The following is a 16746-nucleotide window of genomic DNA, read 5'->3' on the forward strand; positions in this document are numbered from 1 at the left end:
AAGACCCGCCGCGCCATTGCGGAAGATCATGTCACCCCTGCTCCGGAAACCGGAGCAGCACCGCGGCTTTGCCGCTCCCCCAGGGTCTTTTAGTGCGCCGGAAGGGCAGCCACGCTCTTCGCGAGCAGCCCCGCCAGATAATCGGCCATGACCCTTTGGCCGACTTTATCGCGGATGAGATCGTTGCGGATCTCGATCATGACATTCGGCACGCCAAAGCGGACGCCGTACTCGATCAGGCTGTGCGTCACACCGTCGGCCGGCCCGTAAGGCTCGTTGCGGCGGACCTCGTAACCCGCCTCGCCGATGGCTGCGGCGGCAAGCATGCGGTCCGCGAGCCGGCTGTCGGCGTCGTGCAGAATGCCTAACTCGACTGTCCGCGGCTTGCCGAAATAGATCGGCGTGAAACTATGCATGGTCACGAGAACCGGCCGCCTGCCTGCGGCCTTGCGGTCTGCGACCGCGCGCGTCACCGCCTCCTGAAACGGCAGATAGATCTCCTCCACCCGCGAACGCCGCTCCGCCGCCGACATGGTCCTGTTGCCGGGCACGTCATAGACCTCGCTGAGGACAGGCATCGCCGCGTCAGACTCCGGCGGCCTGTTGCAGTCATAGGCGAGCCGGGAAAAACGTTGATGGATGACCGTGCCGTCAAGCTTTTCGGAGAGCAATCGGGAGACTGCCAATGCGCCGGGATCCCAGGCGACATGACTCTCGAGCGCCTCCTTCGAAAGGCCGAGCGTTCCCAGCCGCTCGGGCATCCGGTTCGAGGCATGCTCGCAGACGAAGAGGAATTCTCCCTTCGCTTCGGCGTTCTCGATCGCGACCGGGTCGCCCTCTGCCTCAGTCAAAAGTCCCGTCAAAACCGGCCCCCAATGCCTCGTCAGACGATGGTTGTGAAGAGAATTCTTCACGAATCGGCACGTGTCAATGGAAAACTGAAACGATCTTTTCAAAATTGCGATTGACTCCGATTGTGACAGCGATGTTTAATTTCCGGCAAGCTGGCAAAGACCGGCCAAGGGGACGACATTGAACGGCAACACGGCTTCCATGACGGTGTCGGATGTGATCAACGCACATTTCGCCGCGCTGACGCGCGCCGAAAAGCAATTGGCGGAGACACTTCTCGACAATTACCCGGTCTCCGGTCTCGGCTCGATCACCACGGTCGCCGAGAACGCCGGCGTTTCGACGCCGACGGTCGCCCGCATGGTTCAGAAGCTCGGTTTTCGCGGCTTCCCGGACTTCCAGGCACGGCTTCATCAGGAGCTCGAGGCGACGATTTCCAATCCGATCGCGAAGCACGACCGCTGGGCGGCCAGCGCGCCGGGAACCCATACGCTCAACCGCTTCGCCGACGCGGTCATGGGAAACATGCGCCAGACGCTGTCGCAGATCGAGCCCGCGGAGTTCGACACGGCCGCCGCACTCGTTGCCGATTTGAAGCGCAGGGTCTATCTCGTCGGCGGGCGCATCACCCGCTCTCTCGCGGATTACCTCTTCACTCATCTTCAGGTCATCCGAACCGGCGTCACGCAGATCGCCGCGAACCCGAGTTCGTGGCCGCATTACGTGCTGGACATGCGCCCGGGAGACGTCCTCATCCTGTTCGACATCCGCCGTTACGAGCAGGAGATGGAAACGCTCGCCCGCTCCGCCCGAGAGCGCGGCGTCGAGATCATCCTCTTCACGGACCAGTGGGGCTCTCCGGTCGCCAAGTCTTCATCGAAGGTCTTCCGCGCCCGGATCGAGGTTCCCTCCGCATGGGACAGTTCCGTCATGCTGCTCTTCCTCGTGGAGGCGCTGATCGAGGCGGTACAGAGCTCGAACTGGGACCAAACCCGGGACCGGATGAGGACGCTGGAGGGCCTGTTCGATTCCACCCGCATTTTCCGCAAGCCGGTCTAGGAGGGCTCCGGCGGCTTGAATTCCCTGATGGAAGAGCATTCAGGCGACATTCGAATGCAACCGGGGCGGATTGCTCCGAAGCCGACATATCTGCCGCAGACGGGACAAGGCCTGTCACATAAGCTTCATCGCATATCTTTAACTGCATCGGCGAAATTGAACGAAAACCCAATAAGGAGAACGCCAGTGATTTCAAGGACTCAACGCCTGCTCTCGCTTTCGACCGCCATGCTGCTCGCAACGACGGCAGTAGCCGTTGCCGAGCCGAGCGAAGAGCTCATCGCAGCCGCCAAGAAGGAAGGCACGCTGACGACAATCGCGCTCCCGCACAATTGGTGCGGGTACGGCGACGTGATCGCCGGCTTCAAGGCCAAATACGGCATCGAAGTCAACGAACTGAACCCGGATGCGGGCTCCGGAGACGAGATCGAGGCGATCAAGGCCAACAAGGGCAACACCGGCCCGCAGGCCCCCGACGTCATCGACGTCGGCCTCTCTTTCGGCCCCTCGGCCAAGGCCGAAGGCCTGATTCAGCCCTACAAGGTCTCTACCTGGGACACTATTCCGGACACGGCCAAGGATCCGGAAGGCTATTGGTACGGCGACTATTACGGCGTTCTCTCCTTCGTGGTGAACACCGATATCGTCAAGGACGTGCCGAAGGACTGGGCGGACCTCAAGAAGTCCGACTATGCGAACTCGGTCGCCCTCGCCGGCGATCCGCGCGCATCCAACCAGGCGGTGCAGGCGGTCTACGCCGCAGGCCTCGCGGCCGGTGAAACCGATGCGGCAAAGGCCGGGGAAGCGGGCCTGGCCTTCTTCGCCGAGGTCAACAAGGCCGGCAACTTCGTCCCGGTCATCGGCAAGTCCGCCTCGCTTGCGCAAGGCTCGACGCCGATCATCATCGCCTGGGACTATAACGGCCTCTCCTGGCGCGACAGCCTGAACGGCAACCCGCCGGTCGAAGTCGTCGTCCCGGCCTCCGGCGTCGTCGCCGGCGTCTATGTGCAGGCGATCTCTGCCTTCGCTCCGCATCCGAACGCCGCCAAGCTCTGGATGGAATATCTTTATTCGGACGAAGGTCAGCTCGGCTGGCTGAAGGGCTACTGCCACCCGATCCGCTTCAACGACCTCGTCAAGAACGGCAAGGTTCCGCAGGAAATGCTCGACAAGCTGCCGCCGGCCGCATCCTACGAAAAGGCCGTGTTCCCGACACTCGACGAGCAGGCCAAGGGCAAGGAAGCGATCACCACCAAGTGGGACAGCGTCGTCGGCGCGAGCGTGCAGTAACTGCCATTGCGTACCTCCCCGCCTCGTACGTGGCGGGGAGGTCATTTTCCTCCGACGCCGGGACAGCCGAAAGCTTTATGACCACGACAACAGCAGCAGCACCCCTGATCAGCAAACGAGCGATCATCGACTGGCTGGGCATCGCGCCCTTCATGATTTTCGCGCTGATGTTCCTGGTCGTTCCGACGCTCTATCTCGTCACCGGGGCCTTCCTCACGCCTGCAGGCGAGTTCACCTTCAAGAATATCGGCGATCTCTTCACGCCCTCGATCCTCTCCGCCTACTGGATTTCGATCCGCGTATCGGTCGCCTCCTCGCTCGGCGGCGCGCTCATCGGCTTTTTCCTTGCGTGGGCGATCGTGCTTGGCGGGCTGCCGGGCTGGATTCGCTCCGGGCTCCTCACCTTTTCCGGCGTCGCCTCCAACTTCGCGGGCGTTCCGCTCGCCTTCGCGTTTCTCGCGACCCTCGGCCGCACCGGACTTGTCACCGTGTTTCTGCGCGACTGGTTCGGCTTCAATCTCTATTCGACGGGGTTCAATCTCCTGAGCTTCCTCGGCCTCACCATCACCTACATGTATTTCCAGATCCCGCTGATGGTGCTGATCCTTACGCCGGCGCTCGACGGCATGAAGAAGGAATGGCGCGAAGCTTCCGAAATTCTCGGCGCCTCCACCTGGCAATACTGGCGCATGGTGGCGCTGCCGATCCTCTGGCCGAGCCTGCTCGGCACGACGCTCCTGCTCTTCGCCAACGCCTTCGGCGCGATCGCCACCGCCTACGCGCTGACCGGCAGTTCGCTCAATATCGTGCCGATCCTGCTCTATGCGCAGATCCGCGGCGACGTGCTCCATAATCCGAACCTCGGCTATGCGCTGGCGCTCGGCATGATCGTCATCACCGGCATCTCCAATATTCTCTACATCTGGCTGCGGATGCGCGCCGAACGGTGGCAGAAATGAAAGCAAGACGTCTCGGTGCCTGGATCGCCATCGCCATCGGAGCGAGCTATTTCATCGTCCCGCTGCTCGGCACGCTGGAATTCTCGCTGCGCATGCGCCGCGATGCCTATTCCTTCGACGCTTACCGGTCGGTCTTCTCCGACTTCCAGTTTCGCGAGACCTTCGGCTATTCGATGCTGATGGCGTTTTTCACGATCATCTTCGGCATGCTGCTGGTGGTGCCGACCGCCTATTGGGTGCGGCTGCGCCTGCCGCAGGTCCGCCCCGTCATCGAGTTCATCACGCTGCTGCCGCTCGTCATTCCGGCGATCGTCATCGTCTTCGGTTATCTCAGACTCTATAATTCCTCCTCGTTCCTGCCGCTGACCGGCTCCACTTCCGGCACCAACGCGCTCCTGATGTTCTCCTACATGACGCTGTCGCTTCCCTATATGTACCGCGCCGTCGACACGGCGATGCGGGCCATCGATGTCAGAACGCTGACCGAGGCCGCGGAAAGCCTCGGCGCCAAATGGCCGACCATCCTCTTCCGCTGCATTTTCCCGAATGTGATGAGCGGCGTGCTTTCCGGTGCCTTCATCACCTTCGCGATCGTCATGGGCGAATTCACCATGGCGGCGCTGCTCAACCGCCCGGCCTTCGGCCCCTATCTGCAGCTTGTCGGCGCCAACAAGGCCTACGAGCCTTCGGCGCTCGCCGTCATCGCATTCGCGATCACCTGGCTCAGCATGGGATTGATCCAGCTGGTATCGCGCTTCCAGAAATCCGCTCCGGCCAAGGCTTGATCACATGGCATTCCTGCAACTGACCAACATCCAGAAATCCTTCGGCCCGGTCCAGGTCGTGCATAATTTCGACATGGGGATCGACCAGGGCGAGTTCGTCTCCTTCCTCGGCCCCTCCGGCTGCGGCAAGACGACCATACTGCGCATGATTGCCGGCTTTGAAATGCCGTCCGGCGGCTCGATCTTCATCGACGGCAAGGACCAGGGCACGCTGAAGCCCAACCAGCGCAATATCGGCATGGTGTTCCAGGCCTACGCACTCTTTCCCAACATGAATGTTCACGACAATGTCGCCTTCGGCCTCAAGGTCGCCGGCGCCTCCAAAACGGAGATCGAGGCTCGGGTGAAGCAGATGCTCGGACTGATCAAGCTCGAGCATCTGGCGGACCGCTTCCCCTATCAATTGTCCGGCGGACAGCAGCAGCGCGTGGCGCTTGCCCGCGCCCTCGCCGTCAAGCCGCAGGTGCTGCTCCTCGACGAGCCGCTCTCCGCGCTCGATGCAAAAATCCGCATCTCGCTGCGGGAGGAGATTCGGCAGATCCAGCAGCAGCTCGGCATCACCACGGTATTCGTGACGCACGACCAGGAAGAGGCACTGTCGATCTCCGACCGGATCGTCGTCATGAATGCCGGCCGCGCCGATCAGATCGGCACCCCTTTCGAGATCTACAACACCCCGGCCACACGATTCGTCGCCTCCTTCGTCGGCACGCTCAACATCATCGAGGGCAAGGTGGCCGATCCCGCAAGCGGCGCGGTCACCATAGGCGGGCAGCGGATTTCGCTGAAAGAGCCGATAGCCGGGGCAAAGGGCGGCGACAGCATTTCGCTGGCACTCAGGCCGGAAGCAGGCTCAATCGCCGAGGGCGCCAGGGGCGATACCGCACTTCCGGGCCAAGTCGTATCGAGGAGTTTTCTCGGCTCCGTCATCCGCACCAAGCTGCGGGTCGGCGAAGACATCATCTCCTTCGATATGTTCAACGATCCGGGCATGACCCCACCGGTCGCCGGCGAGAGCGTCACGCTGCGCTTCGCGGCAAAGGACCTGCTCGTCATCCGCGAATAGACCGGCGGGAATGAATTGTTCAGGGGCGCGAAATCCGTGGAAAATTCTGTCGTGATTTTTCGCTTTCACGTCGCAGCACAGATTTGACGGCGGCGAAACAGCCGCTATAGTCGCAAGCGTTCTCAGGGCGGGGTGAAATTCCCCACCGGCGGTAGCGAACACAGGATCGGGAATGGTCGGTGGTCGAAGCCCGCGAGCGCTTTGCATTTTCGTGCGAAGGTCAGCAGATCCGGTCGAATTCCGGAGCCGACGGTTATAGTCCGGATGGAAGAGAGCAAGCAGAGGCGTCGCCCCTCCCCGGGGTCTTCGCACATGCATGTTCGCCCGACGGGATCATTGGAAAATGCCAACCCTGAAAGGCTTGAGACCATGACCATACTTTCCCATCCCTCCGCCAAGATCGCCATCGTCCGCGCCCGCTGGCACGCCGATATCGTCGATCGTTGCGTCGACGCCTTCATTGCGCAATGGACGAAACTCGGCGGCAGCGCCGCCGATGTCGAGATCTTCGACGTGCCGGGAGCGCTCGAAATCCCGCTGCATGCGCAGGCGCTCGCCAGGACCGGCCGCTACGCGGCGATCCTCGGCACTGCCTTCGTCGTCAATGGCGGCATCTATCGCCACGACTTCGTCGCCGGGACGGTGCTCGACGGCATGATGCGCGTCCAGCTCGATACCGACGTGCCGGTGCTCTCCGCGGTCCTGACACCCCACAACTTCCAGGAAAGCGAGCCTCTGATCGCCTTCTTCCGCGACCATTTCGTCGTCAAGGGCGAGGAAGCCGCGAATGCCTGCGCGCAGATTCTCGATGCGCGTGCGAAGCTCGCGCTGGTCGACGCCTGAAACGGTGCTGCCCCTCTCCCCGGGCTAAACCCGAGAGGCGCAGATGTACCAATTCCATTCAGAAAAGGGGCGCGGTCGGCATCGGCCGCGCCTTCACATTGAAGCGATTGAAACCCCACGCGATCCGCGATAACAAACTTGAATAACACTTGAAGGATTACTGCGGTCGGGCTTGGCAAGCCGGCAGGACCGGAGAAAGCGACGATGACATTTCAGCCGCGCATGCAGAACAGGATCAGCGGGTTTTCGATCATCGGCGGCCTCAACCGCAGAGAGTGGAATGGTGTGGTCGCGGATGTCTGGGATGTGGAATGCGTTCCGCATGCGGGCGGCTATTATATCGCCGAGGACCCCCGCATGTTCATCGTGCTCGACGCCAAGGGCGGCGGCAATTGCAGGGTGAAGCTCGCCGCAAACGGCAAGGGTGCCGTCCAGAACTACCATCGGCAGGCCCTCTCCTATATCCCGGCCGGAATGGAGCTCTGGACCGATGTCGTCGACATCCATTACATCCGGCATCTCGATCTTCACTTCGACATCGATGCACTCGGCAGACGCCTGAAGGAAGACCTGGACGCCGCGGCAATCGAGACGCCCCGGCTGATGTTCCAGGACCAACGCTTCCTTACGATCGCCGGCCTGATCGCAGCCGAGTGCCTCAATCCCCAGCCCCTCCACGATCTTTACGGCGACGGCCTCACGGTGGCGCTTTTCATCGATCTCATGAAGATCGGCAAGCGAAGCGGCCGCAAGCGCAGCCAGCTTGCGGCGTGGCAATTGCGGCGGGCCGTCGATTTCATCGAGGAGAATTTCGCCCGTAATGTCCGGCTCGAGGAACTCGCCGACCTCACGGGCCTCTCCCAATCGCATTTCAGCCACGCCTTCAAGGCTTCGACGGGTGTCGCGCCTCACCAGTGGCACATCAATGCGCGGGTCGAACGGGCAAAGCAGATGCTGCTCAGGAGCGACGCCCCGCTGACCTCGATTGCCGCCGAGACGGGTTTTGCCGATCAGGCGCACTTCACCCGTGTGTTTCGCAAGGCAGTCGGCACGACTCCGGCCTTCTGGAAGAAAAGTCACACCGCCTGACCAGTCCGCCGGCAGCGCGCAGTTTTTGCCCAAAATCGTTCAATTTCCCGATATCGGGACAAGCGCCGCCAAAATAGTTGATCTAGACACTCATCTTATTGTCGACGGTGCCGGTCGCGCGGGGCAACGCGGGGCCGGCCGATTTTCGGGGCATGAATGAGATGAAGTGCAGGATTCGCGGGGCGCATCTGAAGACTCTTCTGGCGAGCGGAGCAGCACTCGCGCCGCTGATGATGAGCGCAATGGCGCTGGCGCAGGAGGGAAACGCCACGCAGCTCGAGCGAATCGTCGTCGAGGGCGGCAATGCGACGGGCGCCAACGCGAGCGGACCGGTGGACGGCTACGTCGCAAAGGCGACCGCAACCGGGTCGAAGACCGCCACGCCGCTCAGCGAAATCCCCCAGTCGGTCTCCGTCGTCGGCCGCGAGGAACTGGACGATCGCGCCGTGGTCAACAAGGTCGACGAGGCCTTGCGCTATACGCCGGGCGTCACGTCGGCACCTTTCGGCACCGATCCCGACACGGACTGGTTCTACATCCGCGGCTTCGATGCGGCCCAGACCGGCCTCTTCCTCGACGGCTTGCCGCTCTTCAGCTTCGGTTTCGGCAATTTCCAGATCGACCCTTTCATGCTGGAGCGGATCGAGGTGCTGAAGGGCCCGGCCTCCGTGCTCTATGGCGGGTCCAATCCGGGCGGCATCATCAATCTGATCAGCAAGCGTCCGCTCGATGAGCCGCTCTATTACACCGAAGTCGGCATCAACAGCGACGGCAACGCCTTCACCGGCTTCGACATCAGCGACAAGCTGAACGATGACGGAACGGTTCGCTACCGCCTGACCGGAAAGGTCGCCGGCGGCGACAACTATTCGGACTATTCGGAGGACCTGCGCGGTTTCATCCTTCCTCAGGTAACCTACGCACCCGACGACGCGACCAGCCTGACCGTCTTCGGCCTGCTCCAGGGTCTGGACCAGGTTCATGTGGGCAACGGCTTCCTGCCCTATGTCGGAACCGTGGTCGATGCTCCCTACGGCAAGATCGACCGCGACGCCTATTTCGGCGAGCCGGACATGGACGAAGGAACCTACGCCCAGCAGATGGTCGGCTACGAGTTCACGCACGACTTCGACAACGGCTGGAAATTCACGCAGAACGCCCGCTATGCCCATCTCCACAAACACGAGAACTATCCGTATCCCTACGGCTATGTCGGCCCGGGCTTCGGCAATGTCGATCCGATCGCTCCGGACTACCTCCTGAACCGCATCGGTTTCGAGGCCACCTCGAAAGTCGACAGCTTTGCGATCGACAACCGCGCCGAGACGGAATTCGATCTCGGCGCCACGAGCCACACCTTCCTCGCCGGCCTGGATTACAAATATTACCGACTGGACCACATCGGCGCCTCGGGAGGCGCAACACCGATCAGCCCGACCGATCCGGTTTACGGTGTGCCGCAGGGCCCGAAATCCGTCTACATCAACCAGGTTTTCACGCAGCAGCAGATCGGCATCTATGCTCAGGATCAAGTGCGCTTCGGCGACGGTTGGCTGGCCACGCTCAATGGGCGATACGACTATGTGGACACCGACCTCAGGAACGGCGCCACGGCCTGGGCCGCACCTTCGAACTTCGGATATGACGACGGAGCGCTCAGCGGCCGGGCCGGCCTTGCCTACGAGTTCGAAAGCGGCGTTACGCCCTATTTGAGCGTAGCGACATTCTTCAATCCGCTCGTGGGCTCGCGCGACTCGAACCCGGATCCCGCGGTCACGACGCTGGTGCCTCTGAAGCCCGAAGAAGGCTACCAATACGAAGCGGGAATCAAATACGAGCCGACGTTTATCGATGGTTTGTTCACCGCCTCGGTCTTCGAGATAACCAAGCAGAACGTCCAGGTGACCGACACACTCGGTGTTTCCACACAGCTCGGCGAGGTGCGCTCCCGCGGTTTCGAGCTCGAGGGCAAGGTGAATATCGACGAAAACTGGAAGATCGTCTCGGCGTTCAGCTATACCGATCTGGAGATCACAGAGGACACCAATCCGTCGCTGCTCGGCAAGTCGCCCTATCTCATACCCGAGACTCAGGCCGCTCTGTGGCTCGACTACACCGTGACCGACGGCGCGTTCGAAGGCATGAGCCTCGGTGCGGGCGTGCGCCGCCAGGGCGAGTCCTGGGCGGACGCCGCGAATACGAAGAAGGTCCCGGCGGCGACGCTCGTAGATGCCGCCATCCGCTACGAGAAGAACGACTGGACGGCGTCGCTCAACGTCGCCAACCTGTTCGACAAGGACTATGTCGCGGGCTGCCAGGGCCTCCTGACCTGCGGCTACGGCGAAAGCCGGACCTTCACGCTGAAGCTCAGCAAGAAGTGGTGACGGGTGGTACTTCCCCTCATCGGCAGAGCCGGATGTGGGGGAAGTCACCCGGCGCACCGCCCCTTCAACGAAAACACCCGGCATCGCTGCCGGGCGTCTCGCTGCGTGCGCATGAGGGAGGATCAGCACGCGCCGCAGAATTCGCGACCGTTACTTCGCCTGATCCAGGCGGTCGATCGCTTCGACATTTGCCGCCGACGGACCATTGGGGTCGAACTCGGAGGCCAGCCACGTATCGACGATCGATTTCGCCAGTTCCGGGCCGATGACGCGCGCGCCCATGGTGATGATCTGGGCGTTGTTGGATTTGGCCGCCCGCTCGGCGGAATAGGTATCGTGGGTCAGCGCGGCGCGGATGCCCGGCACCTTGTTGGCCGAGATGCACACGCCGATGCCGGTGCCGCAGATCAGAATGCCGCGCTCGTTTTCGCCGGCCGTGATCGTCTGCGCCAGATCGCGGGAGAGATCGGCATAGTAGCCGGTCTGACTCAGGTCCTTGACTTCGAGATCGCTTCTCTTGGCGAGATGCGCGGCGATGACGTCGAGCAGGGGCTTGCCGGCACTGTCGGCTCCAATCGCGATTTTCATGTTGTTTCCTTTCCGTAAGGTGTTGTTGCCTGACCCGGCGATGCTCAGATCGCCCGGGCTACGCGTTGCAGAATGTCGAGGTAGCCGCCCACGTCCCAGGCGGAGCGGCCGATGAAGAGCCCGTCGATATGGCGCTGGAGGATCAATTCCTCGCAGTTCTGCGGATTGACGCTGCCGCCATAGAGTACCGGAACCTTCACGCCGAGTGCACGCTCGGCGACTTCGCCAATGCGGCGGTGGCGGGCATCCGCATAGTCGGCGGTGGCCGGTATGCCGTTGACGCCGATCGCCCAGACCGGCTCATAGGCCAGGAGAACGGGCGCCGTCCGCGCCGCGCCTTCGAGAAAGGCAAAGGCGCCTTCCACCTGGCGCTTCAGGACCGTATCCGCCTCGCCCGCTTCGCGTTCCGCGAGAGTCTCGCCGATGCAGATCAACGGCACGAGCCCATGCTTGACGGCGGCTGCCGTCTTCAGGCCCACGGTGCGGTCGGTCTCGCCGAAATGCTCCCGCCGCTCGCTGTGGCCGAGCTCGACGATGTCGAGATGGCAATCCCTGAGCATGACCGGAGAAATTTCGCCGGTCCAGGCGCCCGCATCGTCCCAGTGCATGTTCTGCGCACCGACCTTGACGCTCGTCGCCTTAAGCCTTTCCTTCACCTGCCGCACGGCGGTGAACGGAGGAATGACGAAGCGCTGTATCCGCTGATCGCGCCCATCGTCGGCGGCCGCAAGACCGTCGGCGAAGACCATTGCCTCGGCCAGCGTCTTGTTCATCTTCCAGCTCGTGCCGACCCAGAGACCAGTCTTGCTCATGCGTTCTCCAATATTTTCCGATTGTCGATCCTGACGAGCTTGACGCCGGCGTCACCGAGCGCCGCCGTATTCTCCTCGGACACTTCGCTTCCGGTCAGCACCGCATCGAAGGCCTCCAGCCCCGTCAGGAAATGCAGGGCCGACCGGCCGAACTTGCCGTGGTCCACCAGGAGATATTTGCGGCTGGCGGATTTCACCATCTGGCGCTTGATCTGCACGACCTCCTGATCCTGGTGGAACGCTGACGCGCCCTCGACGGCCGAACTCGACAGGAAGGCCACGTCGGCGCGCAGCGAACGCAGCGCCTCCTCGGTGACGACACCGAAAAAGCCGTTGAATTTCTTGCTGTAATGCCCGCCGAGCGCGATCAGGTTGATGCCTGGGGCTCCCGAAAGATCGGCGATGACGCCGAGATTGTTGGTGATGACGGTGAGCGGACGAATATCCCTTAGAAACCCGGCGATCGCTCCGGCCGTCGAGCTGTCGTCGATGATGATGCTCTGGCCGGGCTCGATCAGCGTCGCGGCATGTTCCGCAAGGCGGCGCTTCTCGCCCGTCGCGATCTTTTCACGGTAGCGGAAATCGCTTTCGAATTGCGGGCTCGACTGGATGGAAGCGCCGCCATGGACCTTTCGCAGGAGCCCCGCCTGTTCGAGATCGTCAAGATCGCGATGAACCGTCATCTTGCTGACGCCGAAGCGAAGGGCAAGTTCCTCGACGGAGGCTGTTCCCGCCTCCATCAGGACATCCATGATCGCCTGGCGTCTGTCTTCCGGTTTCATCGCATCGTCCCGTCAGGTGCAGCCTCCGCTGCGCCAAGGGAAAGGTAACAGTCTTCTGTGATATTTCAACTCAAATATGGGATTTTGTTACATTTCATTGTGATAATTTCGAAGCATTGAATCCCGTGTCGATAAAGGGCTCCCAGAATTCAACCGACTCCCGGATCATTTCCACCACGTTGCGGTCGGTCGGTTCGCGCTCCCGGAAGGAAAGCTCCAGGCAGATTTCGTTGTCCGTCCCGCCTCCCCTCCTGACGGCCTCGAGCAGTCGGTAGGGCGTGATCCTGCCGTCCTTGTTGTGGGCGGCCGTGAAGGGCCAGTGTCCGCCCTTGTTCATCGAGGACTGCTTGACGTGAATGATCGGCGACTGCCGCGGAAAGGCCTCCGCCCAGGCATAGGGGTCGACGTCGGCGGCGTTCGGCGATGTGACGTCGCCATGATCGATGTCGACCATCATCCTCATCGGGATCGGCAGGTCGGCTGCCGCCAGACGCCGGTCGAGCGCCCTGCACGCCTCGATCGTGTGGCCGAACTCCCGGCCGACCGACATCGGCTCCCAGAAGACATAGGAAAGGCCCGCGGCCTTGGCGTGCTCTGCCACCTCGCGCCAGCATTCGATGGCGATTGCCATCAGCTCCTCGCGACGCGCCGGGTCGTGATAATCCCTGAGCGTGAAGATCGCGAATTGCGTACCCATGCCGGAGGCGCCGAGCTCGGCGGAGATATCGGCGAAAGTCTTGAACCAGTCGACGTAATAGCGCCGGACGTCCGGGTCGGGATGTCCGAAATGATTGAGACGGCCATAGGGGCCCGTCATGCCGGAGGTGATTTTCACGCCGGTACGGCCGAGCGCCGTTCGAAACTGCCGCAGCGTCTTGTTGATCGTCGCCGCCGGCCAGCCTGGATTGACGAATTCATGGGTGAGCTGGACGTAACCGATGCGGATCTTCTCGGCGATGGTGTCGATCAGGTCGTCCGCCTCGGCAAAGCGGTTGACCAGAGGATTGGTGTTGAGCGACAGCGTGAAGGCCATTGCCGGCTCCTTGCTACCAGAGGAATTTCGGGAGGATGAAATCGGGGCTCGCACCGTGCTCCCGAAAGAGCTGCCGGCGCTCCGCGTCCGACCGCTGCTCGAGAATTCCGGTGGCGACGAGCACCGAGCAGAGCCCGGCCGCCGCAGCCCCGGCAATGTCATGCTCGACGCTGTCGCCTATGGCACAGACGCGCCGCGGCTCCGGCCGCCCGAGAAAATCGAGCGCGAAGTCGTAGATGTCGGCAAACGGCTTGCCGATCCAGCGCACAGGACCGCCCAGCTCTTCGTAAAGCTCGGCGATGCGACCGGCGCCGAAGGCCGGGCCGCTCCTCGTCAGCATAACCTTGTCCGGGTTGGTACAGAGGCACGGGATGCCTCGCCGGGCAGCCGGTCCCAGCAGATCTTCGTAATAGGCAAGCGGATGGATATCGCCCTCGCTCCCCGCCAGCAGCACGATGTCGGCGTCTTCACCGCTCTCGGCGCGGACGAGATTCAGTCCCTTGAGCGGCGACTGATCGCCGTCGCGGCTGATCAGAAGGCACTTGCGCGCTGCGCCGCCCTCGCCTTCGGCCTCCCGTTTCAAGAGCTGCCAGGCAACCTCTCCCGAGGTCAGGAACCAGTCCCAGCTTCCGCCCTGGAAACCGAGTGCCTCCAGCCGCCGATCGTTCTCGGCCGAGCGCTTGCCGGAATTGGAGAGGATGATGACCCGCTTTCCGGCCTGCTTGAGGCGAACAAGCGTTTCCGCCGCACCCGGATAGGGCCCGCGACCGTCTCTCAGCACTCCGTATTGATCCACGAGAAAGGCATCATATGCGTCCGATATCGCAGAGAGGGCTGGAATTTCCCGGACGACGCTCATAGCACGCCCGCCTCTTTCGCTCCGGAAAGCGCCAGGCGAGCGGCGCCGGCAGCCGCCTCTTCCGATAGCACCGGCAGGAAGGGAACGGCGAGCCTCCGTTTTCGGATTTCGGTCCACACCCCGTTCTTCGCGCCGCCGCCGACGGTGCGGATCGAGCCCAGGGCCGGGCTGCCGAGGGATACGAGCCGCTCATAAGCAAGACGCTCGACCCCCGCGATGCCCTCGAAGATCGCCTTCAGGAATTCGGCGTCCTCCGTCGGGCGCGGTTCCATGCGCGGCATGAAGGCGGGATCGGCCACCGGGAACCGCTCGCCGGGTTTCAGCAGCGGATAGAAGTCGAGGCCCGTATCGCTCGCCGGGTCGATTTGCTCCGAAAGCTCGACGATCCGATCGCTGCTGAAATGCGCAGCGAGAACCGCGCCACCGGTATTGGAGGCGCCGCCGGCAAGCCACATATCGCCGATCCGGTGGCTGTAGAGCCCGAATTCCGGGGCAAAGAGCGGCTTGTCGGAGAGCATCTTCACCGTCAGCGTCGTGCCCAGCGCGCTGACGGCGTCACCCGGCCGGTCAGCGCCGGTCGCGAGGAAGGAGGCGCAGCCGTCCGTCGTACCCGCAACGATAACGGCTTCGCTCGGCAGTCCGAAGGCTTCCGCCGCGGCCGGCGAGATCGTCGCGACCGGCGCCCCCGCCGGCAGAACATCGGGCAGAAGATCGACACGCGCGCCGGTCCGCGCAAGCCATTCCGGCCAGTTGCGGGCAACGGGATCGTAGCCGGTCTTCAGCGCGTTGTTTTCGTCGCTGACGTCATAAAGCCCGGTGAAATGGCCGGCAATCCAGTCGGCCTGGTGAATGACACGGAAGACCTCTGGCAGCGACTGGAAAGTCAGCAGCTTGGCCAGGCCCGACGTCGCGCCATGTGCCGCACTCTCCTTGGGTGCATGGACGGCGATACGCTCCAGAACGGCGGGATCGCCGACCGGGTCGTTATACATGAGCGGCGTCGCGAGCGGCGCTCCGTCGGCAGCGACCGGGAGCATGGTGCCCGACGTGCCGTCGATGCCGAGCGCACATATATGCGAGCCGTCGACGGCTTCGAGTGCCTGCGCAAGCGCGGCCTGGACCGCCTTCCACCAGCCAAGCGGATCGCGATGGTCATCGGAAAAGGCGGCAAGCCTCGCTGCGCCCGACGCGACGATCTCGCCCGCAGCGGTCATCGCCACGGCACGTGCACCGGACGTGCCGAGGTCGATGCCGAGAACGAGCTTGCCCCGGCCGCTCATTGCAGCACCTGCCCTGCACGGTTCAGTTGCTGGCGGTATTTTTCCGCGTCCCAGCCGAGAAGTTCCGCGTTTTCCGCATCGGTGAGATAGCGCAGCCTTGCACCCTCCGGGATTCGCGCCGTCACGTCCGAAAGGCAGCGCGCCATGGCGAGCGCGCCGGCAGAGATATCCTTGAGCACCAAGGCGCCCTTGCCGGGAAAGAGAAGGACCGGCGGCAGGCTCTCTCCCGCGCGACGGAATCCCTCTTCGAGAGAGAGCGCGTTCTCTCCGGGAGCGGCGACAACCGATCCCTTGCCGAGAAAGATCACGTGGTCCGGATAGAGGCTGCCTCCCGCGGCAATTCTGCAGCTTTCGAGATCGGTCGCGGCATCGTGGATCCGACCGTCGTCGGGCAGCCGGTAGGCGCTGTTGACCGCAAGGCGCGACAGCGCCTCCAGGTCGGCGGAAGGCGCCCGCCGCACGGGCACGGCGAAGCGCTGGGATACCTCTGCGAGAAGACGCGCCGCGTCCGCGACCGTCTCGGCTGCGACGGCAAGCCCGTGATTTCCGAGTACCAGGACCGAGGTGTCATCCCGAATCCGCTCGGCAATTGCCTTGGCGAGCGGCAGCCCCGGCCTGGCATAGGGAACGAAGGCGTAGGGAATGCCCTTAAGCTTCTCTTCGGCAATCGCGGCCGCGTCGGCGTGAACGGCAGTCGCGATCGTCTCGACGCAATGGACATGAACCACCACCTTCTGCGGCATCAGCGCGTGGACCGTGGTTTCGATCGACGGCCTGAGGCCCGAGGGGTTCAGATCCTCGACGACGAAATCCTGCGCCTTCTCCGTCGCCGGGTCGTCCCGCTCCAATGCGTCGAGCAACGGGTCGAGCGCGACCGCGACCATCACGTCGCGCCGACGGGCATGGGCAAGCCACAGGCCGGAAGCCTTGATCCAGAGGGTTCCGCCCTCCTTGATCGAGGTATTGCCGCCCGCGCCCTGAACGAGATCCGGATCGGCGCCGACACGCGCCGACAGATCGAGAAGCGCTTCGAATTCGGAGCTTCGCAACATCAAATCTTCCTTC

The 16746-nt window shown here is 62.9% G+C and carries 16 protein-coding genes and 1 riboswitch; of the genes, 8 read left to right on the top strand and 8 right to left on the bottom strand.

The genetic code is table 11. The features are described from left to right. Window positions 1-89: 89 nt before the first annotated feature. Window positions 90-863 (bottom strand): N-formylglutamate amidohydrolase, encoded by a 774-nt coding sequence (locus tag BHD07_RS18685; RefSeq protein ID WP_100671729.1) that lies wholly within the window; start codon window positions 861-863, stop codon window positions 90-92. 169 nt (window positions 864-1032) lie between these two features. Here BHD07_RS18685 and BHD07_RS18690 point away from each other — a divergent pair, with 169 nt between their 5' ends. From BHD07_RS18690 to BHD07_RS18725, 8 genes are all read left to right on the top strand, one after another. After that, the gene (locus BHD07_RS18690; protein WP_338282430.1) at window positions 1033-1911 is read left to right on the top strand and encodes a MurR/RpiR family transcriptional regulator; all 879 of its coding nucleotides are present in this window, start codon (window positions 1033-1035) and stop codon (window positions 1909-1911) included. Window positions 1912-2097: 186 nt separating this feature from the next. Next, window positions 2098-3201 carry an ABC transporter substrate-binding protein gene (locus BHD07_RS18695; protein ID WP_018095497.1) on the top strand — a complete coding sequence of 368 codons (1104 nt, stop codon included), beginning with the start codon at window positions 2098-2100 and terminating at the stop codon, window positions 3199-3201. A 77-nt stretch (window positions 3202-3278) separates the two neighbouring features. Further along, window positions 3279-4160 (top strand): ABC transporter permease, encoded by an 882-nt coding sequence (locus BHD07_RS18700; protein ID WP_018095498.1) that lies wholly within the window; start codon window positions 3279-3281, stop codon window positions 4158-4160. Next, a complete protein-coding gene (locus BHD07_RS18705) occupies window positions 4157-4945 on the top strand; it encodes an ABC transporter permease (RefSeq protein WP_018095499.1) in 789 nt (262 codons plus the stop codon). Before BHD07_RS18700 ends, BHD07_RS18705 begins: the two co-directional genes overlap by 4 nt. A gap of 4 nt (window positions 4946-4949) precedes the next feature. After that, window positions 4950-6011 (top strand): ABC transporter ATP-binding protein, encoded by a 1062-nt coding sequence (locus BHD07_RS18710; protein WP_338282434.1) that lies wholly within the window; start codon window positions 4950-4952, stop codon window positions 6009-6011. Between the two features lie 114 nt (window positions 6012-6125). After that, a riboswitch (FMN riboswitch) is annotated at window positions 6126-6291 on the top strand. An 89-nt stretch (window positions 6292-6380) separates the two neighbouring features. Continuing rightward, window positions 6381-6854, top strand: a complete 474-nt coding sequence (locus BHD07_RS18715) for a 6,7-dimethyl-8-ribityllumazine synthase (RefSeq protein ID WP_018095501.1) — start codon at window positions 6381-6383, stop codon at window positions 6852-6854. A 204-nt stretch (window positions 6855-7058) separates the two neighbouring features. Then, the gene (locus BHD07_RS18720; protein WP_338282436.1) at window positions 7059-7943 is read left to right on the top strand and encodes an AraC family transcriptional regulator; all 885 of its coding nucleotides are present in this window, start codon (window positions 7059-7061) and stop codon (window positions 7941-7943) included. Window positions 7944-8095: 152 nt separating this feature from the next. Beyond that, window positions 8096-10327 (top strand): TonB-dependent siderophore receptor, encoded by a 2232-nt coding sequence (locus BHD07_RS18725; protein ID WP_338282438.1) that lies wholly within the window; start codon window positions 8096-8098, stop codon window positions 10325-10327. A gap of 150 nt (window positions 10328-10477) precedes the next feature. Here BHD07_RS18725 and derI read toward each other — a convergent pair whose 3' ends face one another. From derI to BHD07_RS18760, 7 genes are all read right to left on the bottom strand, one after another. Further along, window positions 10478-10915 (bottom strand): D-erythrulose-4-phosphate isomerase, encoded by a 438-nt coding sequence (derI, locus tag BHD07_RS18730; protein WP_003537271.1) that lies wholly within the window; start codon window positions 10913-10915, stop codon window positions 10478-10480. Between the two features lie 44 nt (window positions 10916-10959). After that, window positions 10960-11727, bottom strand: a complete 768-nt coding sequence (locus tag BHD07_RS18735; RefSeq protein WP_100671739.1) for a triose-phosphate isomerase — start codon at window positions 11725-11727, stop codon at window positions 10960-10962. Then, entirely contained in the window at window positions 11724-12509 is a 786-nt protein-coding gene (locus BHD07_RS18740; RefSeq protein WP_338282446.1) for a DeoR/GlpR family DNA-binding transcription regulator, read from the bottom strand. Before BHD07_RS18740 ends, BHD07_RS18735 begins: the two co-directional genes overlap by 4 nt. 94 nt (window positions 12510-12603) lie before the next feature. Further along, window positions 12604-13542, bottom strand: a complete 939-nt coding sequence (locus BHD07_RS18745) for a sugar phosphate isomerase/epimerase family protein (protein WP_338282448.1) — start codon at window positions 13540-13542, stop codon at window positions 12604-12606. A 13-nt stretch (window positions 13543-13555) separates the two neighbouring features. Then, window positions 13556-14401 carry a TIGR01459 family HAD-type hydrolase gene (locus tag BHD07_RS18750; RefSeq protein ID WP_338282450.1) on the bottom strand — a complete coding sequence of 282 codons (846 nt, stop codon included), beginning with the start codon at window positions 14399-14401 and terminating at the stop codon, window positions 13556-13558. Beyond that, window positions 14398-15681, bottom strand: coding sequence for an FGGY-family carbohydrate kinase (locus BHD07_RS18755; RefSeq protein ID WP_338282452.1), 1284 nt, complete (start codon window positions 15679-15681; stop codon window positions 14398-14400). Before BHD07_RS18755 ends, BHD07_RS18750 begins: the two co-directional genes overlap by 4 nt. After that, the gene (locus tag BHD07_RS18760; protein WP_338282454.1) at window positions 15678-16733 is read right to left on the bottom strand and encodes a class II aldolase/adducin family protein; all 1056 of its coding nucleotides are present in this window, start codon (window positions 16731-16733) and stop codon (window positions 15678-15680) included. The genes BHD07_RS18755 and BHD07_RS18760 overlap by 4 nt, the downstream gene beginning before the upstream one ends. Window positions 16734-16746: the final 13 nt, after the last annotated feature.

It is taken from the genome of Sinorhizobium sp. KGO-5, from assembly GCF_036245905.1.
GTDB classification, from domain to species: Bacteria; Pseudomonadota; Alphaproteobacteria; order Rhizobiales; family Rhizobiaceae; genus Sinorhizobium; species Sinorhizobium meliloti_A.

Excerpts from the sequence above, each read along its gene's own strand:
- BHD07_RS18700 (WP_018095498.1), top strand. The coding sequence starts at position 3,279 with ATGACCACGACAACAGCAGCAGCACCCCTGATCAGCAAACGAGCGATC.
- BHD07_RS18705 (WP_018095499.1), top strand. The coding sequence starts at position 4,157 with ATGAAAGCAAGACGTCTCGGTGCCTGGATCGCCATCGCCATCGGAGCG.
- BHD07_RS18710 (WP_338282434.1), top strand. The coding sequence starts at position 4,950 with ATGGCATTCCTGCAACTGACCAACATCCAGAAATCCTTCGGCCCGGTC.
- BHD07_RS18715 (WP_018095501.1), top strand. The coding sequence starts at position 6,381 with ATGACCATACTTTCCCATCCCTCCGCCAAGATCGCCATCGTCCGCGCC.
- BHD07_RS18720 (WP_338282436.1), top strand. The coding sequence starts at position 7,059 with ATGACATTTCAGCCGCGCATGCAGAACAGGATCAGCGGGTTTTCGATC.
- BHD07_RS18725 (WP_338282438.1), top strand. The coding sequence starts at position 8,096 with ATGAATGAGATGAAGTGCAGGATTCGCGGGGCGCATCTGAAGACTCTT.
- derI (WP_003537271.1), bottom strand. The coding sequence starts at position 10,915 with ATGAAAATCGCGATTGGAGCCGACAGTGCCGGCAAGCCCCTGCTCGAC.
- BHD07_RS18735 (WP_100671739.1), bottom strand. The coding sequence starts at position 11,727 with ATGAGCAAGACTGGTCTCTGGGTCGGCACGAGCTGGAAGATGAACAAG.
- BHD07_RS18740 (WP_338282446.1), bottom strand. The coding sequence starts at position 12,509 with ATGAAACCGGAAGACAGACGCCAGGCGATCATGGATGTCCTGATGGAG.
- BHD07_RS18745 (WP_338282448.1), bottom strand. The coding sequence starts at position 13,542 with ATGGCCTTCACGCTGTCGCTCAACACCAATCCTCTGGTCAACCGCTTT.
- BHD07_RS18750 (WP_338282450.1), bottom strand. The coding sequence starts at position 14,401 with ATGAGCGTCGTCCGGGAAATTCCAGCCCTCTCTGCGATATCGGACGCA.
- BHD07_RS18755 (WP_338282452.1), bottom strand. The coding sequence starts at position 15,681 with ATGAGCGGCCGGGGCAAGCTCGTTCTCGGCATCGACCTCGGCACGTCC.
- BHD07_RS18760 (WP_338282454.1), bottom strand. The coding sequence starts at position 16,733 with ATGTTGCGAAGCTCCGAATTCGAAGCGCTTCTCGATCTGTCGGCGCGT.